General features: G+C 59.6%; 17 protein-coding genes. 9 read left to right on the top strand and 8 right to left on the bottom strand.

The window, feature by feature from the left end; genetic code table 11:
* Positions 1-32 precede the first annotated feature (32 nt).
* From BUS06_RS23710 to BUS06_RS23695, 4 genes are read left to right on the top strand one after another with little or no spacing between them, the layout of a single operon-like run.
* Positions 33-395, top strand: coding sequence for an NAD(P) transhydrogenase subunit alpha part 2 (locus tag BUS06_RS23710; protein ID WP_074266862.1), 363 nt, complete (start codon positions 33-35; stop codon positions 393-395).
* 10 nt (positions 396-405) lie between these two features.
* Complete coding sequence (locus tag BUS06_RS23705) at positions 406-1,857, top strand: NAD(P)(+) transhydrogenase (Re/Si-specific) subunit beta (RefSeq protein ID WP_074266861.1); 1,452 nt, start codon at positions 406-408, stop codon at positions 1,855-1,857.
* Positions 1,858-1,890: 33 nt separating this feature from the next.
* A complete protein-coding gene (locus BUS06_RS23700; RefSeq protein WP_074266860.1) occupies positions 1,891-2,934 on the top strand; it encodes a zinc-dependent alcohol dehydrogenase in 1,044 nt (347 codons plus the stop codon).
* Positions 2,935-2,974: 40 nt separating this feature from the next.
* Positions 2,975-7,003 (top strand): CheR family methyltransferase, encoded by a 4,029-nt coding sequence (locus tag BUS06_RS23695; protein WP_074266859.1) that lies wholly within the window; start codon positions 2,975-2,977, stop codon positions 7,001-7,003.
* Here BUS06_RS23695 and BUS06_RS23690 read toward each other — a convergent pair.
* Both BUS06_RS23690 and BUS06_RS23685 read right to left on the bottom strand, forming a co-directional pair.
* On the bottom strand, positions 7,000-7,938 hold the full coding sequence (locus BUS06_RS23690) for a lysylphosphatidylglycerol synthase transmembrane domain-containing protein (RefSeq protein WP_254368948.1): 939 nt from the start codon (positions 7,936-7,938) through the stop codon (positions 7,000-7,002). The two genes, BUS06_RS23695 and BUS06_RS23690, sit on opposite strands and share 4 nt — an antisense overlap.
* A 177-nt stretch (positions 7,939-8,115) precedes the next feature.
* Positions 8,116-8,640 (bottom strand): universal stress protein, encoded by a 525-nt coding sequence (locus tag BUS06_RS23685; RefSeq protein WP_074266857.1) that lies wholly within the window; start codon positions 8,638-8,640, stop codon positions 8,116-8,118.
* A 472-nt stretch (positions 8,641-9,112) separates the two neighbouring features.
* Here BUS06_RS23685 and BUS06_RS23675 point away from each other — a divergent pair, with 472 nt between their 5' ends.
* Positions 9,113-9,700 (top strand): BPSL1445 family SYLF domain-containing lipoprotein, encoded by a 588-nt coding sequence (locus BUS06_RS23675; protein WP_074266855.1) that lies wholly within the window; start codon positions 9,113-9,115, stop codon positions 9,698-9,700.
* A 101-nt stretch (positions 9,701-9,801) separates the two neighbouring features.
* On the opposite strand, the gene BUS06_RS23670 is transcribed toward BUS06_RS23675, so the two are convergent.
* On the bottom strand, positions 9,802-10,317 hold the full coding sequence (locus BUS06_RS23670) for a hypothetical protein (RefSeq protein ID WP_083611569.1): 516 nt from the start codon (positions 10,315-10,317) through the stop codon (positions 9,802-9,804).
* Between the two features lie 141 nt (positions 10,318-10,458).
* Between BUS06_RS23670 and BUS06_RS23665 the strand changes: the two genes are divergently transcribed.
* The 3 genes from BUS06_RS23665 (at position 10,459) to BUS06_RS23655 (ending at position 14,617) form a co-directional block, all read left to right on the top strand.
* Positions 10,459-11,844: a glutamate decarboxylase gene (locus BUS06_RS23665; RefSeq protein WP_074266854.1), complete on the top strand. Its 1,386-nt coding sequence runs from the start codon at positions 10,459-10,461 to the stop codon at positions 11,842-11,844.
* Between the two features lie 27 nt (positions 11,845-11,871).
* Positions 11,872-13,401 (top strand): amino acid permease, encoded by a 1,530-nt coding sequence (locus BUS06_RS23660; RefSeq protein ID WP_074266853.1) that lies wholly within the window; start codon positions 11,872-11,874, stop codon positions 13,399-13,401.
* Positions 13,402-13,825: 424 nt separating this feature from the next.
* Entirely contained in the window at positions 13,826-14,617 is a 792-nt protein-coding gene (locus BUS06_RS23655; protein WP_074266852.1) for a PRC-barrel domain-containing protein, read from the top strand.
* On the opposite strand, the gene BUS06_RS23650 is transcribed toward BUS06_RS23655, so the two are convergent.
* The 5 genes from BUS06_RS23650 to BUS06_RS38560 all read right to left on the bottom strand — a co-directional run bounded on the left by BUS06_RS23650 (position 14,614) and on the right by BUS06_RS38560 (position 18,641).
* Positions 14,614-15,333 carry a Crp/Fnr family transcriptional regulator gene (locus BUS06_RS23650; RefSeq protein ID WP_074266851.1) on the bottom strand — a complete coding sequence of 240 codons (720 nt, stop codon included), beginning with the start codon at positions 15,331-15,333 and terminating at the stop codon, positions 14,614-14,616. The two genes, BUS06_RS23655 and BUS06_RS23650, sit on opposite strands and share 4 nt — an antisense overlap.
* Positions 15,334-15,551: 218 nt before the next feature.
* Positions 15,552-16,841, bottom strand: a complete 1,290-nt coding sequence (locus BUS06_RS23645) for an NRAMP family divalent metal transporter (RefSeq protein ID WP_074266850.1) — start codon at positions 16,839-16,841, stop codon at positions 15,552-15,554.
* A gap of 59 nt (positions 16,842-16,900) precedes the next feature.
* A complete protein-coding gene (locus tag BUS06_RS23640; protein WP_074266849.1) occupies positions 16,901-17,176 on the bottom strand; it encodes a hypothetical protein in 276 nt (91 codons plus the stop codon).
* Between the two features lie 1,106 nt (positions 17,177-18,282).
* Positions 18,283-18,510: a hypothetical protein gene (locus BUS06_RS23635; RefSeq protein ID WP_074266848.1), complete on the bottom strand. Its 228-nt coding sequence runs from the start codon at positions 18,508-18,510 to the stop codon at positions 18,283-18,285.
* Positions 18,507-18,641: a hypothetical protein gene (locus tag BUS06_RS38560; protein ID WP_302050861.1), complete on the bottom strand. Its 135-nt coding sequence runs from the start codon at positions 18,639-18,641 to the stop codon at positions 18,507-18,509. The genes BUS06_RS23635 and BUS06_RS38560 overlap by 4 nt, the downstream gene beginning before the upstream one ends.
* A 113-nt stretch (positions 18,642-18,754) precedes the next feature.
* Here BUS06_RS38560 and BUS06_RS23630 point away from each other — a divergent pair, with 113 nt between their 5' ends.
* Positions 18,755-19,477, top strand: a complete 723-nt coding sequence (locus tag BUS06_RS23630; RefSeq protein WP_143787641.1) for a hypothetical protein — start codon at positions 18,755-18,757, stop codon at positions 19,475-19,477.
* Positions 19,478-19,965 lie beyond the last annotated feature (488 nt).

The raw sequence follows: 19,965 nt of genomic DNA, 5'->3' as shown, positions 1-19,965 counted from the left end.
AACACGAACACGCCCGAACCAAGGACATAGAGATGGACTTCCAGATCAGCATTTCCGGCTTCGTCGCAATTTACATCTTCATGCTGGCCGCGTTCGCCGGCTGGGTGATCATCGGACACGTGCCGGCCATCCTGCATACGCCGTTGATGTCGGGCTCGAATTTCGTACACGGCATCGTGGTGGTGGGCGGCATCTATGCGCTCCTGAACGCGAGTACGGTACAGGAGCAGGTGATCGGCTTCGTCGCCGTGCTGTTCGGCGCGGGCAACGCCGCAGGCGGTTATGCCGTCACCGACCGCATGCTCGCCATGTTCAGGACGAGCGGCCACCCCGCGGGGCACGGCGCACATGGTAAGTCCGGCTCGGTGAAGTCAATCCACGCAAAGAAGCATTGAGGGCGCCCCCATGCTGACCCTGATCCCCCAACTCGGCATCGGCGCGGTCGATCTCGCTGCTGCTTTTCTCTTTCTCTATGGCCTGCATCGCATGTCTTCGCCGGTGACGGCGCCTTCGGGCATTTTCGTCGCAGGGATCGGCATGGCAGTGGCCGTGCTCGCGAGCTTTCTGTACGCCTTTGACGTCGGCGCGGCAGCCCGGCCCAACCTGCCGGTCAACCTGGGGCTCGCCGTCGTCGCGCTGGTGCTCGGTGGCGGGGTGGCCTGGTGGGGCGGCCGCAAGGTGGCGATGACCGCCATGCCGCAGATGGTGGCGATATACAACGGCATGGGCGGCGGCGCGGCCGGCGCGATTGCCGCGGTGGAACTGTTCGGCAACAAGGCCCAAGGCGCACCCGCACTGATCATGACGTTGCTGGGCGCGCTGATCGGCGCGGTATCTTTCTCCGGGTCGCTGATTGCGTGGGCCAAGCTCGACGGCGTCATCAACAAGCCGGTACGCGTGAAGGGTCAGCAGGTTTTCAACGGGCTGGTGCTGCTGCTGACGGTCGTTGTCGGCGCCTATATCGTCTTCGCTAGCGCGGGCAATGCGGCGTTGATCCTGGCCATGCCCACATGGATTTACCTTTTCTTCGCTTGCGCGCTGGCACTCGGCATCCTGATGACGCTGCCTATCGGTGGCGCCGACATGCCGGTGGTCATTTCAATTTTTAACGCCTTTACCGGCCTGGCAGTAGGCATTGAAGGCTACGTGCTGCAGAACCCTGCATTGATGATCGCAGGCATGGTGGTGGGTGCGGCCGGTATGTTGTTGACGCTGCTGATGGCCAAGGCGATGAACCGCTCTGTGAGCAATGTGATTTTCACCAATTTCGGTGACGTGGTCACGCACAAGCAGGGCAAGATCAAGGGCGAGCTCAAGCCCACACAGCCGGGCGACGCCGGTATCGCGATGCGCTATGCCGCGTCGGTGATCATCGTGCCGGGCTACGGCCTCGCGGTCTCGCAAGGTCAAGGCAAGCTATACGAATTCGTCAAACTGCTGCAACTGGGCGGCGTGTCGGTGAAGTTTGCGGTTCACCCGGTGGCGGGCCGCATGCCGGGCCAGATGGACGTGCTGCTGGCCGAGGCTGGCGTCCCTTACGACATGATCTTCCAGCTCGAGGACATCAATGACCAGTTCGCCACCGCCGATGTGGCGCTGGTAATCGGCGCCAACGACGTGGTGAACCCGGCCGCGCGTAGCGACAAATCCTCGGCCATTTACGGCATGCCGATTCTCAACGCCGACCACGCCAAGCAGGTGTTCGTGATCAAGCGCGGGGAAGGCAAGGGCTACGCAGGCATCGTTAATGAACTCTTCTACGCAGACAAGTGCAACATGGTCTATGGCGACGCCCAGACCGTGCTCATCAAGATGAGCGAAGCGGTCAGGGGGCTCGGATTGCCCGCTGTGGCTTAGCACGCTGAACCCATCGCAACCGAGGAACAAGCCATGACATCCAAAATGCAAGCTGCCGTTGTCGAACAGTTCGGCAAACCGCTGGTGCTTAAGGAACTGGATATTCCGGAACCCGCTCCCGGCCAGATTCTGGTCAAGACCGAAGCCTGTGGCGTATGCCACACCGATCTGCATGCCGCGAACGGGGACTGGCCGTTAAAGCCAACGTTGCCATTCACGCCGGGCCATGAGGGTATCGGTATCGTCACCGCTCTTGGCGCGGGTGTGACGGCGGTGAAGGAGGGCGACCGTGTCGGCGTGCCCTGGCTGTATTCCGCCTGTGGACACTGCGAGTTCTGCCTCACGGCGCGCGAGCCCGTGTGCGCCGAAGCACAGTTCGGCGGCTACACGAAAAACGGTGGCTTTGCCGAATACATCGTGGCGGACCCGAACTACGTCGCCCGCATACCGGCGGGTCTGGTGGCTCGCGAAGCCGCACCGCTCATCTGCGCCGGCATCACTTCGTACAAGGGCATCAAGGAGACCCAGGCGCGGCCAGGGGAATGGGTCGTGGTCTCCGGCGTTGGCGGATTGGGGCATCTAGCGATTCAGTATGCCAAAGCGATGGGCTTGCACGTGTGCGCGGTCGATATCGACAACGACAAGCTAGCCCATGCGAAACGCCTCGGCGCCGACGCCGTGGTCAATGCGAAGGACGGCGATCCGATTGCCGCCGTGAGAAAGGCCACTGGCGGCGGCGCGCATGGCGTGCTGATTACGGCGCCCTCTCTTGGGGCGTTCAAACAAGGCGTCGGCATGACGCGCAAATGCGGTACCTGCGTGCTGGTGGGACTGCCGCCGGGTGAATTTCCCACGCCGCTGTTCGATGTCGTGGCCAACTGCATCACGATTCGCGGCTCCTTCGTTGGCAATCGCCGCGACATGGCGGAAGCGCTTGCCTTTGCTGCCGACGGCAAGGTCAAGGCCGACATCGAGCTGCAGCCGCTTTCGGCGATCAACAACGTGTTCCAGCGCCTGGCACACGGCGATGTGCCATCGCGCGTGGTGCTCGAGTTTTCTCCCAGCCGCTATCTTTAAGCGGCTACACTGAGGTTCCAGCAGTCTAAAGCGACGTGTCATGAATAATGCCAACAATATTTCTTCGACACCCAGAACTGCTAGTGCTCTCCGAATCGTCGCTATCGGTGCGTCAGCCGGCGCTCTTCATGCCCTAAGCCTGTTTTTTCGCGCGGCTTCCACCATTCCGCACGATATCGCCTTCGCGGTCGTGGTCCATCTGGCGCCCGGCGCCGAAAGCCACCTCCCGGAGCTGCTGGCCAAAGATACGTTTTTTGCTGTATCGGCCATTGAGGACGGCATAACGCTGCGTGCGGGACACGTCTATGTTATTCCACCTAAAGTGTCGGTCGTTATCGAGCATGGCGCTTTCAGGCTGTGGCCTGGGGTCGAACGCCCGATCATTCCGATGCCGATCGACGAATTCTTCATTTCGCTGGCCGCCGACCAGCACGATCGTGCGATCGGGATTGTTCTCACCGGCGCTAACGCGGATGGTTCGGCGGGCCTGAGAGCCATCAAGGCGGCTGGTGGGATGGTGATGGCGCAAGCGCCCGATACGGCTGAACACGATTCGATGCCCACGCATGCGATCGCGACGGGGCTGGTTGACTACGTGTTGCCGGTCGAAAAAATGCCAGCTGTGTTGTTCGATTACATTGCGCGTTCCACCGAAGGAGTATTGCCGGGGTCAGGTGAACCCGGGGCAATGGCCGATCTCGAGCCGGTTCTCAGGGCATTGGCAACGGCCGGCTCCGACTTCAGGGGTTACAAACGAGGTACCCTCGAGCGTCGCATTGCGCGGCGCATGACGGTCAACCAGGTAGACAGCCTCAACGCGTATTACGAAATCCTAAGGACCTCGGCAGAGGAGAGCCAGGCGCTGAGTCTGGACATGATGATCGGGGTAACGGAATTCTTTCGCGATCCTGAGGCCTGGAAGGCCTTGGCCGAACGCGTCCTCAGCAATCTGCTCAACGAGCCGCAGAGCGATCAGCCCTTGCGGGTTTGGGTGCCCGGGTGCGCAACGGGGGAGGAGGCCTATTCGATAGCTATGCTGCTTACGGAAGAGATCGAGAAGCGTAAGCTTACCCGGTCATTCATGATTCTTGCCTCCGATGTAAACCGTGCAGCCCTCGCGCGTGCCCGACAGGGCATCTATGCGCCTGGTGTCGCCTTACCCGTGGGTGAGGCGCGACTCGAGCGCTTTTTCCGTGCAAACGGCGATGGCTATCAGATCGATCAGGCCTTGCGCGAAAAGATCCTGTTTACACCACAGAACCTCATTGCCGATCCGCCGTTTTCCCGCGTCGACCTGATCAGCTGCCGAAACCTGCTTATCTACCTGGAGCCTGAAGCGCAGCAGCGTGTGTTCGAGGTGTTTCACTTTGCGCTCAACCCGAAGCGCTATCTGTTTCTGGGGCGATCCGAGAGCACCGATCCGGATTCCAGCCAGTTTCAGGAAGTTTCGAGGGCCTGGCGAATCTACCAACGCAGTCCTGTCGTCATCCCGGCCGTGTCGGGCTATCGGTTTTCCACAGCCACGGTGCGCCGTGAGGCATTCCCACCGTCGAGTCGCGTGGGCGTGCGTAGCAAGGGATATGCAGAACTGGTCAATGCCACCCTGCTCGAGGAGCACAATTCGGCATCGGTGCTGATCAATACCGCTCACCAGGTTCTCTATGTAAGCGGGGCGGCCGATGAGTACCTGAGGCAGCCAGCCGGCGAACCGACGGGCAACATTCTCGACATGGCACGCGAGGGGCTGCGCCTCAAGCTGCGGATCGTATTGCGCCGCGCGACCCAGGACCCAGGAGCCTCGCCAGTCACTGAGGTCGTCTCCGATGGTGGCGCCCCGGCGATAAAAATAACAGTGACGCGCCCATTCGACACGGCTCATGCAGGCAAGGCATGGCTTGTCCTCTTCGCCCGCTTGCCGATGGTTGACCGCCCGGCGTTGCTGGTGCCGACCGGTGTGGACTCCGATCTCTGGCACCTCGAGAGCGAACTTCACACAACGCAGGTCGAGCTTGGCAGCACGATCGAGGAACTGGAAGAAAGCAATGGCGAATTGCGGGTGTCGAACGAGGAAATCCTCTCAATGAACGAGGAGCTGCGCTCCGCCAACGAAGAACTCGAGACTTCGAAAGAGGAACTGCAGGCTCTTAACGAGCAACTGAATGTAGTCAATTCCCAAATGGGACAGAAGGTTCATCAGCTGGAGGTGCTTAGCGCGGACGTGACGAATCTTCTGGCCAGCACGGAAATCGCGACGCTGCTCCTCGACCAGCACGGCGAGATCAGGCGTTTTACTCCAAGCGCTGCCCGCATCCTGGGTCTGGCATTGGCTGACATCGGCCGCCCGATCGTAAATGCGCTCGGGAATCCTCTGGGCGACGCCCTGCTGGAGGATATTCGCCGGGTACGGTCGACCCAGGCCGGCCAGGATGGCACAGAAATCGAAACGGCGACAGGACAGTGGTACGTTCGACGTATCACGCCGTATATCGCCACGCCTGGTGCGCCGGTAGCGGGCGTGGTGGTGACCTGGACCGATATTACCCACGTCAAGGCATCAGACGAACGGTCCCGCCGTCTTGCCGCAGTGGTTCAGGATTCGAATGACGCCATGACGGTGTTCGATCTGAACGGCCATGTGATTGCGTGGAACAGGGCCGCGACTGTGTTGTATGGCTATACCGAGGCCGAAGCGTTGGGTATGACTGTCTCCGACATGTTACCGTCCGGCACGAGGCAAGATCATCTGGATTTCATCCGCTACGCTGCGCACAATGAGGCGCTGCATTCCTATGAAGCCCAGCGGGTCACAAGGGACGGACGCGTGATCGATATCTGGATCACCCTGTCGATTCTCTCTGACGGCCAAGGCAATGCCATGTCTGTCGCGACGACGGAACGCGAGCTCACCGACCGCGGTATGAGCAACGCCCAGCTTCGTGAACGCGCTGAGCGCCTGGCACAGGCCGACCGACGCAAGAACGAATTCCTGGCGATGCTTGGGCACGAGCTGCGCAATCCACTTGCGGCCCTGTGTTCGGCGGGAGACCTGCTCGCCTCGGAAACGGTCGATTCAGCGCAGAGAGATTGGGCCGTCGGAGTCATACAGCGACAGGGTCGGTCCATGACGCAACTGGTCAACGAGATGCTCGATCTCACACGTATGACGAGTGGCAGCATCGAGCTTCATCGTCAAGCTGTCACGCTGAAAGCGATCGTCCAGAGCGCGATCGAGGTCTGCCGGCCGATTGTGGACGAACGGCATCACACGCTGTCGGTGTCGCTACCGGACGAGCCGGTATTGCTGTATGTCGATCCTACCCGTCTGTCTCAGGTTGTCGAAAACATCGTGATCAACGCGGCTAAATACACGGCGCCCGGCGGCACGGTCAGCCTGACCGCAATAAGAACGGGCAATCGGCTTTCGCTTCGTGTCAAGGACAACGGAAGGGGGATTCCGTCTTCGATGCTCAGCACGCTGTTCGACATGTTCGTCAAGGGTCCCGTGCTCCACGGTCAGCTTCATAACGGGCTGGGAGTAGGGCTATCGGTGGTCCGGCGGCTGGTTGAGTTGCATGGCGGATCGGTCGAGGCCGTCAGCGATGGCAAGACCGGTAGCGAGTTCATCGTCGACCTTCCAGTGGGCATGATTCCGCCCGGGGTGGGACAGATCGGCACACCGCAGACACCGATCAAGGCGTCTCCGGGCAAGATCCTCATCATCGACGACAACGCCGATGCGAGCGAGGCCCTGGCCATGCTTCTGGCGAGTGAAGGGCATGTGGTGGAGACACGGCTGGATGGCCCTCAGGGTTTGGAAGCCGCCAGCACTTTCAGGCCGGACGTTGTGCTCCTTGACATTGGATTGCCGGGAATGGACGGCTACGAGGTGGCAAAGAAGCTACGCGAGTCGGCCGCCACACTAGGCGCTATGCTGATTGCTGTCACCGGCTACGGCCAACCAGGCGATCAGCTCAGATCCGCCGAGGTAGGATTTGATCACCACATGGTCAAGCCAGTGGATATTGCGGCGTTGACGCGTCTGCTCGCTGGGGAGGCGAAATCGCGCTAACTGCGTCGTACTTCCAGGCGTGTCAACCAGATGCCAGGCAGCATCGGCAGCCAGAAAGTCAGGGCTCGCAACAGAAGCGTGGCGGCGAGCGCCGCTTCCACCGACACACCAAGCAAACTCAACATTCCCACGGAGGAGGCTTCGAAAGTCCCCAGACCAACCGGAATGGGGCCAATGGTGGCTACCATAGACGCGACAATGAAGCTCACGAATACGACCCAGAGCGGTGGGATCTCGCCGATCGCCTTGAACGCGAGCCATAGCGTCATGGCATCGAATACGAAGATCGCAAGCTGTAGTGCCACTGTCTGCAGCAGCAGGCTGGGGCTGCGGAGCAAGCGAGTCGGTGCATCGGTCAACTCCTGTAGCAGCGCGGTGACGCCCAGGCACTTGCTGAGCCACGCGATCGGCGCGCGTCGGCCCCATTGTTTGAGTCCCAGCACCGCACATGGTACCGCGACTGTAACCACTACAAAGATCACCATACCAACGATCAGGGCTACGTTCAGACGATTTTGAAGCCACAGCGCGCTGGTACTTGCGAGCACCACGAACAGGTAGGCGATGTCGTACGACACCATGCCGGCCAACATGGCCGCCATCGCGATCCCGGCGGGCACTCGTCGGCCGGTCAGGCCGCGCACCACGAGCATCGTGCCGCTGACGCCGCCGCTTGGCAGCACCTGATCGATAAAGACCTTGGCGATGCCGAGGGGAATCAATGTGCGAAGGGACAGCGGATGGCCGGCCTGGCGTAAGGCCTGGCGCCAAACAAGCGCCGCGCTGACATAGGTAGCTGATTGAACCGCGAGCGCGACCAGCATCCAGCCAGGACGAGCCGAGCGTATCAGTTCTGCCATCTTCTGCAGCGAGCCAAGGTGCAGCACCACCAGAATGACGGTGAGAAAGCCCATCAGTCCGACGATCCAGAACATGAGCAGGCGCAGCCGCGACGTTTTGCCGAGTAACCCTGGCGCGATGTGCACGAGGCCGGTTTCGGCGACAGGTGTGGGTGCTGGCTTTGGCTGCGCAAGCGGAACGCTGGCGGCGTGGAGTGGCGAGATACTCATAGGACGAGATGCAATTGAAGGCACAGCAAGTTTTCGAGAGCCTTATCTGTGCTGGTCATGCGTCGCCGCGGCGGCCTTGGTGTGGCTGGGTTTGGCCGCATCCGCGACTGTGTTTTGCGCTTGCCGTCTCGGCACCAGCAACACTGGAAGGCTTGCGCTGCGCACGACGCGTTCGGCCACGCTGCCCAGAAACAGACGCCTGAAACCCCGGCGCCCGTGCGTACCGAGCACCAGCAGATCCGCATTGAATTCGTTGGCCGAGATGCGGATCCGCTCCGAAATGTCCTCGCCGATTGGCGCGACGTCGACAAGCCGTGGCACGCCTGCCACATTCTCGTTCTTCATCCGCGCCAATGCATCGGCCAATAACCGCTGGCCTTCCTCAACCATGGCATCGCGCAGGGTCGTCGGATCGTAGCCGGCCGCGTCGTAAGTCATCAATGGGTTGTCGACGACGTAGAGCGGCTGCAACTGCGCGTCGTTATCGCGTGCGAGTTGCAATGCGGTGTCAAACGCATGTTCAGACGTCTCGCTGCCATCGATCGCTACCAGAATGCGTCTATACATATCGGCCTCGAAGAATTCGTCAGGACGGTGAGCGTCGTCCAACGTCGGGATGGTGTCGAGCTGCTACCGGGACGGCACAACTGCTCGCTCGAACTCGTTAAAGAGCCTGAGTAACCGGGCCACGCGCCTGCGGCCGTCGGGCAAGAGGGCTTGCTGCGCTTCTAGAGCGACGACTCGTCGCCGCCAGTACGGTAACGACAGCGGATTGCCGTGCTTGAGTAATGGCAGAACGTATTCAAGGTGAGCGAGATCTTTGGCGAAGTCATGCAGCGACATCCGTTTTCCTTTGAGAGGCTGGTCAGTACCTCACTTGAAGGGTAGGCCGACTGAGGGCCGGCGTCTGCACGCTACCGTACAAGTTGCGAATTAGCGTCGACGCACCAGACAGACAGCAGTTTGTACGCTGACGTACCGCTTTCCGAGCTGATCAAGCATAGTGTGAATGTCTCTATCTGCAGACGTGGAGGCCATCATGCTGCGAAGAAATTTTCTGTTGACGACGCCTGGTTCGATTCTGGCGATCGGGCTTGCTGTGTCAGGTTGCACGACGACGGGCGCTTCCGACGCCACTAGCGCGAAGATGGACAAGCGTCACAGCATCGACGCTGGCGTGGACTCTACGTTGGCGCGGCTTTACAACGACGCAAATGGATCGCGCGAACTGGTTGCGAAGTCCCGTGGAGTGTTGGTGTTCCCTTCAGTCATCGACGCCGGCTTTGTCGTAGGTGGCCAGTATGGTGAGGGCTCGCTGCGGGTCGGCGGCCGCACTGTCGGGTACTACAGTACGGCAACGGGTTCGATCGGCTGGCAAGCTGGCGCGCAGTCGAAGGCGATCATATTTCTGTTCATGACGGACGAATCGCTGGTGAAATTCCGCAATAGCGAGGGTTGGTCGGCGGGGGGCGATGCCTCGGTGGCATTGCTGAAGGTTGGAGCAAATGGTAACGTCGACACGAGTACAGCAACCGGTCAGGTGGACGCATTCGTGTTGACCAATACTGGCTTGATGGCCGGTGTGACGCTAGACGGTACGAAGGTCAGCCGGCTCAAGACCCTGTAACGCGCAAACGGGTACTACGAAACGGCACTGTTCGAGTTTTACGGGCACGAGCGGCGGCTATTGCTATCGCCGCTTCGACCTTGAGCTTCCAAAAGCCTGCGTCAGGAAGCCAGCGTCGCGCCGGGCGCACGGTGCTTTTTGTGTTTGCCTTCGACCTCTAGCTCAACCTCCGCATTACTTTCGCGAAGCGACGCATTGGCTGCCACCAGCAAGGTAGCATTCTGTTCGAACAGCGCCGCGTCGAGGGATTCGAACATCTCAAGCAGCAACTTTCGATCCGTCTTGCTTCCGCCATCGCTTTTGGCCACGGCTTCGCCTTCCTTCTTCAGGCGTTTGACGAACTTCGCCGCGCATCGGCTGTCGAGGGTCTGGTCAAACACCAACTTCTGGATGTGACGTGCGAGGCCCGCCAGCGCCGCGTCGGTAGATTGCGTAATGACGCTTGCCGCGCCTGCATTGTGTTTTGCCACGATGGTTCTCCAAATGGGCATGCGCATCGTCGAGCGCAGCGAATGCCCCACCTTGCGCTCAATGGCGGCGCAATGCAATGAACGGATTTTATGAACGGCCGCAGCGCGGTACGGCACCGTACCGACTTTGCCCGACCGTTCGTGCATGGTGCTGACTGAAGCTCTCCGGTCCGCTCCCTATCCCCATCTCACTCTCTTCGGCGTTCGCTCGCGAAACCGTCGCGCTTGCTTCTGCACGTGTCTCCCGCGCTCGCCGACGTGTTCATTTCACATCAGGAGTACCGCACCATGACCTTTCTCAAGTCTCCGCCATCGTCGCCCGATGCGGTCGCCGACGAATACGCCGCAACGATCTCCGGATCTTCGTTACCGAAGTACCGGATTCCGGAAGCATCTTCCGACCGTCGTGCGGTATTCGATCTTGTGCGCGACGAATTGCTGATGGACGGCAATTCGCGGCAAAACGTCGCGACGTTCTGCACCACGTACGCCGACGACGAAGTTCGCAGTCTGATGGATCTGTCGATCGACAAAAACATGATCGACAAGGACGAATATCCGCAAACCGCGGAAATCGAAATGCGCTGCGTGCACATGCTCGCGGATCTGTGGCATGCACCAAAGTCGTGGAAGACCACCGGTTGCTCGACGACAGGATCGAGCGAAGCCTGCATGCTCGGTGGCCTCGCACTGAAGTGGCAGTGGAAAAAGCGCAGGGAAGCGCAAGGCAAGCCGACCAACAAGCCGAACTTCGTCTGCGGTCCGGTGCAGGTGTGCTGGGCCAAGTTCGCTCGCTACTTCGACGTCGAGATGCGTCAGGTGCCACTTAGCGGCGACGCCACCGGACTTCGCCCGGAAGATCTGGCTCAGTACTGCGACGAGAACACGATCGGCGTCGTGGCGACACTCGGCATCACGTTCACCTGCGTCTATGAACCGGTGAGGGCACTGGCGGCCGCGCTAGACGACCTGCAAACCAATGTGGGCCTCGATATTCCGATTCACGTCGATGCGGCCAGTGGCGGGTTCGTCGCACCGTTCATCCAGCCGGACCTCGAATGGGACTTCAGCGTGCCGCGCGTCAAATCGATCAATGCGTCGGGCCATAAGTATGGGCTAGCACCGCTTGGGGTCGGTTGGGTAGTGTGGCGTAGCACTCAGGACTTGCCTGAGGAGCTGATTTTCCGGGTCGACTATCTGGGCGGCGACATGCCGACGTTTGCGCTGAATTTCTCGCGACCGGCTGGGCAGATCATCGCGCAGTACTACATGCTGCTGCGTCTGGGACGTGAGGGATATCGGCATATCCAGCAGGAATGCGCCGATACGGCGCAGGCGCTGGCCGACGGTCTGGCGAAAATCGATGCACTGGAGATGATCTATGACGGGCGCGGGGCGTTGCCGGCTGTTTGCTACAAGCTGAAGCATCCGCAGACAGCAGGCTTCACGCTCTTCGACCTGTCCGATCGGGTACGGATGCGCGGTTGGCAGATTGCCTCGTACGAACTGCCGGCGGGACGCGAGGACACCATCGTGCAACGCGTATTGATCCGGCGCGGCGTGACGCGTGACATGGCGTCGATGCTGCTCGAGGACATCAGGCATGCCATCGCGCATCTGACGAAGAATCCGGTCCCGCATTCGACCGCCGGCCCGACCTTCCACCACGATTGATGTCGCCTCTTCAAAGGAGCGCACGAAATGAATGACACTGTTAGCACGGTGGCCGCTCTACCGACCGCCAACACAGCCGATGCCTCGAAGCGCGGCCAGTATCTGAGCGTCACCTCGATAGGACTTATGACGGCCGCCGCGGTGGTGACAAGCCTGCGTGGACTTCCTTTGCTTGCCAAGGAAGAGATGACGATGTTCGTCTATCTCGCGTTTACCGTCGTGTTCTATCTGATCCCCGCATCGCTGATTTCTGCTGAGCTGGGCGGTGCCTTTGCTGACCGCCGCGGCGGCATCTACACGTGGGTCGCGGAAGCGTTCGGCACGCGTTGGGGCTTCCTCGCTATCTGGTTGCAGTGGATTCAGAACGTCGTCTGGTTTCCCGTTGCGCTCACCTTTGGGGCGGCGGCACTCGCCTACACGATCGGTCGCCCCGAGCTGGCGAAGAACGGGACCTACGTCGGAATTTTCTGCATAGTCGCGTACTGGCTCGCGACGTGGGTCGTGCTGCAAGGCGTCGAAGTGTTCGCGAAGATTGCCAACTGGACCTTCGTGATCGGCACCATCGTACCAGGCATTGTGTTGCTCGCGCTGCTTGGCTACTGGATTAGCAGTGGACATCCGCTGGGCTGGCAGCACCTGAGAGACGCCGCTCTGTCCCAGGACGGTCATGCTCGCTTCTGGCCCGCAATCCACGGCTTCGGCACGATCTCGTTTCTTGCAGGGATCGTGTTGCTGTTTGCCGGCGTCGAGGTGCAAGCGGTTCACGTGATGGACATGCGCAGCCCAAGTCGAGGGTATCCGGCGGCCATCGGACTGGGTGCGCTGATCTCAGTGCTGATCTTCGCACTCGGCGCGTTGCCGATTGCTGCGATTTTGCCCTACGACAAGATCTCGCTGCAATCCGGCGTATTCGACGCGTTCGGTGCCGTGCTTGTAGACATCTGGCACATGGGCTGGGCGGTGTCTGCGTTGTCGCTGCTGGTTGGCGTTGGTGCAATCAGTGGCGTGCTGGCATGGCTCGGCAGTCCGTCGCGCGGCTTGCTCGAGACAGCTCATGAAGGTGAGCTGCCACCGATCCTTCAGGCGAAGAATCGCAAGGGCATGCCCACGCATATTCTGCTGGTTCAAGGTTTGATCGTGACCGTTATTTCATGCTTCTACTTCGTGATCCAGGACGTCTCGGTGGCATTCTTCCTGATTTCCGCCATGACGATCGCGCTTTACCTGATCGCCTATATGCTGATGTATGCAGCGGCGATCCGGCTGCGCTACTCTGCACCGGCTTTGCCGCGCCCCTTTACGGTGCCGGGCGGTTTGGCGGGTATGTGGTTGACTGCCGGAATCGGCTTTGCTGGCGTGCTGTTCAGCTTTGTCGTTTCTTTTTTTCCGCCGGACCAGTTGCCGGTCGGTTCGCCCTGGCTTTATACGGGACTGGTCGTGCTCGGCATCGTCGTGTTCGGGGGTATTCCATTGATCATCCACCACGTTCGCCGCAGCGACTGGGCGACTGTGCATGAAGCAACGCTCGTTCGTCCCGCAGCGGTGCCGCTGAAGTAGTAGGTGCGTGCGGATCATTCGACGTGCCCCACGACTGTTGCCGTCGTGAAGGCCGTTGCTGAGTAACATGGCGGGACTGTGTCGGTGCTCAGCGCCGGCCCAGGTCCCGGCAGCGAATTCACGCTTCGACTACCCATCGTGGACTTGCCGCCGAGAGATGTTTCACTGCGAAGGATTGGATCGCGAACCGAGCAATAGGAACGATATGACATCGGCAATGTGGGGAATCGTAGTGGGAATGGCGTTGATGTTCGCCACCTCGCTCTACCGCTACAAGCACCAGCCTTTGGGCTCGCCGTCTCCTGCGCTGCCCGCAAGGCGGCGCGAGGATCGCAGATAGCTCGCGGTTTGTACGTTGACGTACCGCTTTCCGAACTGATCGCGCGTATTGTCAGAGTCAATATCTGCAGACGTGGAGGCCATCATGCTGCGCAACATAGCGTTTTTGCAGGGATCCGCCGTCAAGGCAAGTGATGGCGATGTCGGCACCGTGAGGCAAATCTATTTCGACGACGAAGCGTGGGGCGTTCGCTATCTGGTGGTCGAAACAGGTGACTGGCTCAGGGATCGGCAGGTGCTGATTTCGCCGTATGCCGTATCTCACTCGGATCCCGGGTCCAGCGCCGTGCACGTAAAACTCACGCGACTACAGGTGCGCGACAGCCCGAATATCGACACCCATAAGCCCGTGTCGCGTCAGCATGAGATCCAGTACCTGCGCTACTACGGCTATCCGACGTATTGGGGCGGTGCGAACATTTGGGGGATGGGTGCCTATCCCGCCTTCGACGAATCAGCGACGGCCGCTTTGCCACTGGGTGCTTTCCCGGTTGTCGGCCCGGCCCCCGGGGCCGATGATCCGCTGGCGGATACGCATCTGCGTAGCACGGAAGGGGTGAAGGGTTACCACATCGAGGCGATCGACGGCAGCATTGGTCACGTTTCCGGCTTTATCTTCGACGATGAGGCCTGGGTCATACGCTATCTGACCGTGGATACGCGCAACTGGTGGCCCGGCGGCAAGGAAGTCCTGCTGGCGACCGAATGGATCGAGTCGATCGACTGGTTCGGCTCAAGCGTTTCCACGATGCTGACGCGCGATGCGATCAAGCAGAGTCCGGCGTACGACGATGCGATTCCGGTCAACCGGGACTACGAGACCGCACTGTACGAGTTTTACGGCCGCGAGGGCTACTGGTCGAAGCAGAGGGTTTAGATTGCGCGCAGATCGGGTAGAAGCCGATCGAACTCGCGTCTTACGACGCCGTAACATTCGCAGACGCGCTTTTCTAGTCCCGGTCTGTCCAGCACCTCGATATGGCCATAGCTATAACGGATCAACCCGGCGTCCTGGAGCTTCGTGGCGGCTTCGGTCACGCCAGGGCGGCGCACGCCGAGCATATTGGCGATCAGTTCCTGCGTCATCTTCAACTTGTTGGAGGGCAGTCTGTCGATACTCAGGAGCAGCCAGCGGCACAACTGTTGATCGATGGAGTGATGCCGGTTGCACACCGCGGTTTGCGCCATCTGGGTAATCAGCGCCTGCGTGTAGCGAAGCAGCAACCGCTGCACGGGGCCGGCGCGATGGAACTCTTCCTTCAGGATGTGGGCGTCCAGCCGGTAAGCGTGCCCTGCGCTTTGCACGACGGCGCGGCTGGGTGTGGTTTCTCCACCCATAAAGAGCGCAATGCCGACGAGCCCTTCGTTACCGACAATCGCAATCTCGGCGGACGCACCGTCTTCCATCACGTACAGCAGCGAGATGATGGCGGTAGTGGGGAAGTAGACGTGATCGAGGCGGTCACCCGATTCGTATACCACCTGTCCCAGTGACATATCGAGCGGCATGAGATGCGGCTCGATGCGTTTCCACTCTGCTTCCGGCAGGACCGATAGCAGGTGATTCTCTTTGGGATGATGCGCGTTGGGCATCGCCACTCCTAGGCATTCTGTTGAAAACTGGCGTTGTTTTGAACGAGCGCGCCAAGAAATTACCTATTGAGGCCAGACTTCAACTGGGGTTAGACGTGGAGCTGGCTAAACGTGCTGTTGTGCCTCTGCGGCACGACCTTAGGTGAGGCGATTTGGGGGAACCCTTATCTCATTATAGGGCAGCGCTATCGAACGCTGCTCCTGAGTAGCGAAATATCTTACGCAAACACCGAGACCGCCATGGCGACGACGGTCATTGCCATCGTCGTGGTTGCCAGCCAACCAAGGACGCGCAGCGGCATGGGCAAGGTGAAACCGCTCATGATGCCTGTGCGCATGGACAGATGCATCATCACCATCATCACTGGGACAGCGACCACACCGTTTAGCACGGCACTCCAGTACAGCGCCTTGACGGGATCGATACTGGTGAAATTCAGCGCGACGCCGATTAGCGTCGCCGCTGCGATCACGCCGTAAAACGCTTTTGCCCGGAGTGGAAGGCGCGCGAGGCCGACACGCCACGATAGTAGTTCGCCTACCGCATAAGCTGCCGAGCCCGCAAGTACGGGAACGGTCAGCAGACCGGTGCCGATAATCCCGGCAGCAAAAATCACAAACGTGAAGGGGCCAGCCACAGCCCGAAGCGCTTCGGCCGCCTGGCCGGATGTCTGGATGTCGCTCATGCCGTGGGCGTGTAGCGTCGCTGCCGTTGTCACGACGATAAAGAACGCAATGACGTTCGATAACGCCATTCCCAGGTAGGTGTCGATGCGAATCCGCGTGAATTCCGACTTTGCTTCCCATGGCGCGTGGGTCAGCGGGTGTGCGCTAGGCCGCTCGCGCTGGTCCTCGACTTCCTGTTCGGCTTGCCAGAAGAAAAGGTAGGGGCTGATGGTGGTGCCCATCACCGCGACTATCGCGACGAGATAGTCGGGGCTGGCCGATAGCGGCGGCCAGATGGTCGCCCAGCCCACTTCACGCCACGGCACCTTCACGACGAACGCGCAGATCACATAGCTGAATAGAGACAGGCACAGCCACTTCAGAACGGAGACGTAGCGCGCATAGCGTGTGAAAACCTCCAGTGCGATCGAAAGCAGGCCGAAAAGGCAGACATAGAGCAATGCCGGGCCTGAGATCAGAAGCTTGAGCGCGGCACCCATTGCACCGAGATCCGCACCGAGATTGATGACGTTCGCGGTCATCAGCAGAGCGACGACACTGGTCGAAAGCCAGCGCGGATAGTGGCGGCGCAGATTGCCGGCGATGCCGTATCCGGTTACACGTCCAATTCGCGCACTGATCTCCTGAATGGCCGTCATCAGCGGATAGCTGAAGAGCAACGTCCAGGCGAGTCCATAGCCGAACTGGGCGCCGACCTGCGAATAGGTGGCGATGCCGCTCGGGTCGTCGTCGGAGGCGCCCGTAATGAGACCGGGGCCCATCACCTCGAACAGTTTCGGCTGCGGCGGTTGTTTCACCGGGTCGCGTATCAGCGTATCCATCGGAGAGCGCTCCTAGGGGTCAATGCTGCGGAAAACACATGCGGTCGCGCAATGCCGAACTAAACCGAGCTGACGCCGAACACTCCAGCCGCCAGATCACGCTCGAAATCGGCGTGCCATGCGGTGCCTTGGCCAGCAGCATAAACGGCAGACTTGTCAGTGCTCCGCCGGGTAACCATGACTTGTCGGCGAATCAGACTCGTACCATCTTCCGCCAGGTACTGATCTTCGTCCCGGATGTCGAAATCGATGATATCGAAGCTGTGGCTGGCGAAAATTGACTCCGCGTCGGCTTGTTCGTCTTCACTGAACTCATGAAACTGATGCCTAATCATGTGCGCCGTCCGGTTATAAGATGAGCTGTAGCGCGAGCATCACGGAAGCGAGTCTGGACCGCATTGAATATTGCGGCAATGTGACGAGCGTCCTCGGGAGATCGCGGCGTGGCTTTGCGTTTGGCGTGGTATTGGCGAGCGGACCGCAATCTGGCTTAGACGGCCCCGCGCTATGATCCCAGATGTCTACAAGGAATTCGGTACGGTAACGTTCAAAGTTACTTCCCACACTGGATTAGCGATCGCGAGTGTCCGGTCCGCTGCTAACAAGCGGACATATGAACTATGCATTCGATTGTCCGGGTCGGGCCGAATGCTGCCGATTACGATTTTGTGAGATGCGTCCCGCATATGCGGGACGCATCAGCCAATGTTCGGCGACAAACGGTCCTTCGCGACGCCATATCGTTGGCCCTCCTCAAGCGTCACCACGACCGTTGGAAGTCTACTATCGGAGTCTTCGGACTCGGATACATTGTTGCTGTCGAACTTGTAATGCGGTTCGTCGCTCGCTGCGTCCCCCTTAATGTGAACGCATGGGATTGCATACGAACGAAGTCACTTGATTAGATTTCCTGCATTGCGCTAATCGCACCGGGCACGGGCCGTCGATTGGCAGGTGGCGGCGGTTGCTGGCCTTAGGTGCCAAGCGGCGGGCGGTGCAGCATCCAGTCGAGCCAGCCCCGTCTATCGTTGGCTATCCATTCGCGGGCTTCGGCATCGTCGGTAAAGCCGGTGATTCGCTGTTGGTAACCGTCAGGCCAAATAGCCCGCACGAAGTACCCCGATCGGTCATCAAGCCGCATCGCTTCTGCGCATCGTTCATCCAGCCCCCCGTTTTTTGTCACTCGATCATACGGCGTTGGTGTGGAGTCCTGTTTGAACCTCGACGCTAATCCCGAGGGCGCAAGAGGATGGGCAGCAACCAAAAAAGCAGTTCGTGAACCATGAACAGGCTGCTTTACACGCTCTCAGGGAGGGCATTCAAATCTCCCCTGCGGCGTCGGCGTCTTCTGCTCAAGAGCATTTGTCCGACCGGCAAATGGGCGAAATATATGGAAAGAATTTAAAGCTGGATTAAAGCTTCTCCCACCTGTCTATCGGCGTCAATGCTGCCGATAAACAGACTGTGACTGCATGACGCCAGCGGCAATACCGGTTACCAATGCCCAGGTGGTCAATGGCGGCACCAGCAACGGTCTCTCAGGTTCCAGCGCGCCCTCGAAATACGGCTGGAACTTCTCATCGGCGCAGTCCACAAGGCGGCGCTTTTTTATGGCCGAATCCCGGGGCGTGATACTTCCAAACGCCCGTTGTCGATCTGATCCTTTCATATGCACGCCTCATTCTGGATCGCAGCGACGAAGCCGTTCGGGTCGTCCGACAGGATTCTCTCAAGGGTGTGACGCGCTTCGACCAACTGGGCGATTTCGCCGAGACCCGGCTCGCGGATGCGCTGGGACAATTCAAGATGACGCTTGACGACTCCCAGGAACCCTAGGCGCTAAAGATATTGACCCGGGATGCCGACATGTCAATTTGGTCCTGTTATAAAAAATCCTACTCACTATGGTCGCGATGAAATACACCGATCTTGTCCCGCAAACAGTGTTTTTGGCCTTTGTCTCTATAGTCGCATTGCCCTTGTACGCTCACGCGGACGATACGTCGCCGACAACCTTCGACCAGTTCGTCGACAGCGCGCCGGGCAGGGAGGTGGGACATCAAGGGGATTTCCCCAACGATGCCTACCGTGCCAAGCGGGTGAACAAGAACCTTTGGACCTTCATCGATCGACGAGGCTACTACATCACTTTCCGAACGAAACTCGAGGCATGGTGCGAAGGAAACGGCGGGGTTTATCGAGGGAGTAGCGACGATTTGAAAGGAGTTTGTGTGGATAAACAAGCTCTAGAGAAGGCCTTGGGTGCGTATCAGGTTGAAATCACTAGAACCGCGAGCTACGGTGACCAGATGACTGCGGGATACGCGACGTTCTATTACTACAATCAGGACGGTTACGCGCAACGGGAAAAGGAAGAAGTGTTGGGCGAGCAAACAAAGCGCGAAATCGATCAGAATAATCAGCAGTGTTATCAGGACCAGTTGAGATCCATTCAGCAAAATCCCCAGCCCGGCATGGACACCAACCTGGGAATGGTGATTGACGTAAAGTTGCCGTTGGTCCTCATTCAAAACACGGCCTACAACCCGCCGACTCAGTGGGTACGCGTCGCGCAACTTGCACCTGCGCCCAAAAAATTCTATTGCAGCGGTAGCGTGCTCCCAAGCACGAATTGATTCGATGAAGAACAGAGAGGGGCGCGAAAGCGGCCTTGCGTGCTTATGGGAAAGGCCGATGGCGCCGTCCCCCCGTGACGGTCGAGCGACGATTGCATTCCGGAAGCGGGCGTTGCGGTGTCCGAATCCGAACGGCAGTCCAACGTAGACATATGCTTGGCGCATCGGGCAGCACGCGGCCATGAAGCGCCACTCGTGGAATCACAGCGAATGGCCGAAGCCACGCCCGTAGCAGTCGATTGGCTTACTGCTGTGGCTGGCGTTCCGGTAGACGGCGCGCGTGCATAACTTACGCACCGTTGCAAGAAAGAGTAACTCAGCCACTGGCTTTTTCAGGCAACGGTTCCATTCGTGCAGGAGAACGTCGTCGGGCGGCGCGGCCTAGTAACCTAGAATCGGGATATCCGAGAGGTCAGTCAGGATGAGATCTAATGTGTGGCGGCACAGTGTTAGTTCGTCCATCACTGGCATTATCCAGTCGGTAACAA

It is taken from the genome of Paraburkholderia phenazinium (assembly GCF_900141745.1).
In the GTDB taxonomy this organism is placed as follows: domain Bacteria; phylum Pseudomonadota; class Gammaproteobacteria; order Burkholderiales; family Burkholderiaceae; genus Paraburkholderia; species Paraburkholderia phenazinium_B.
The sequence above is the reverse complement of the archived record's forward strand: the minus strand, read 5'-3'. Positions and strand labels throughout refer to the sequence as shown.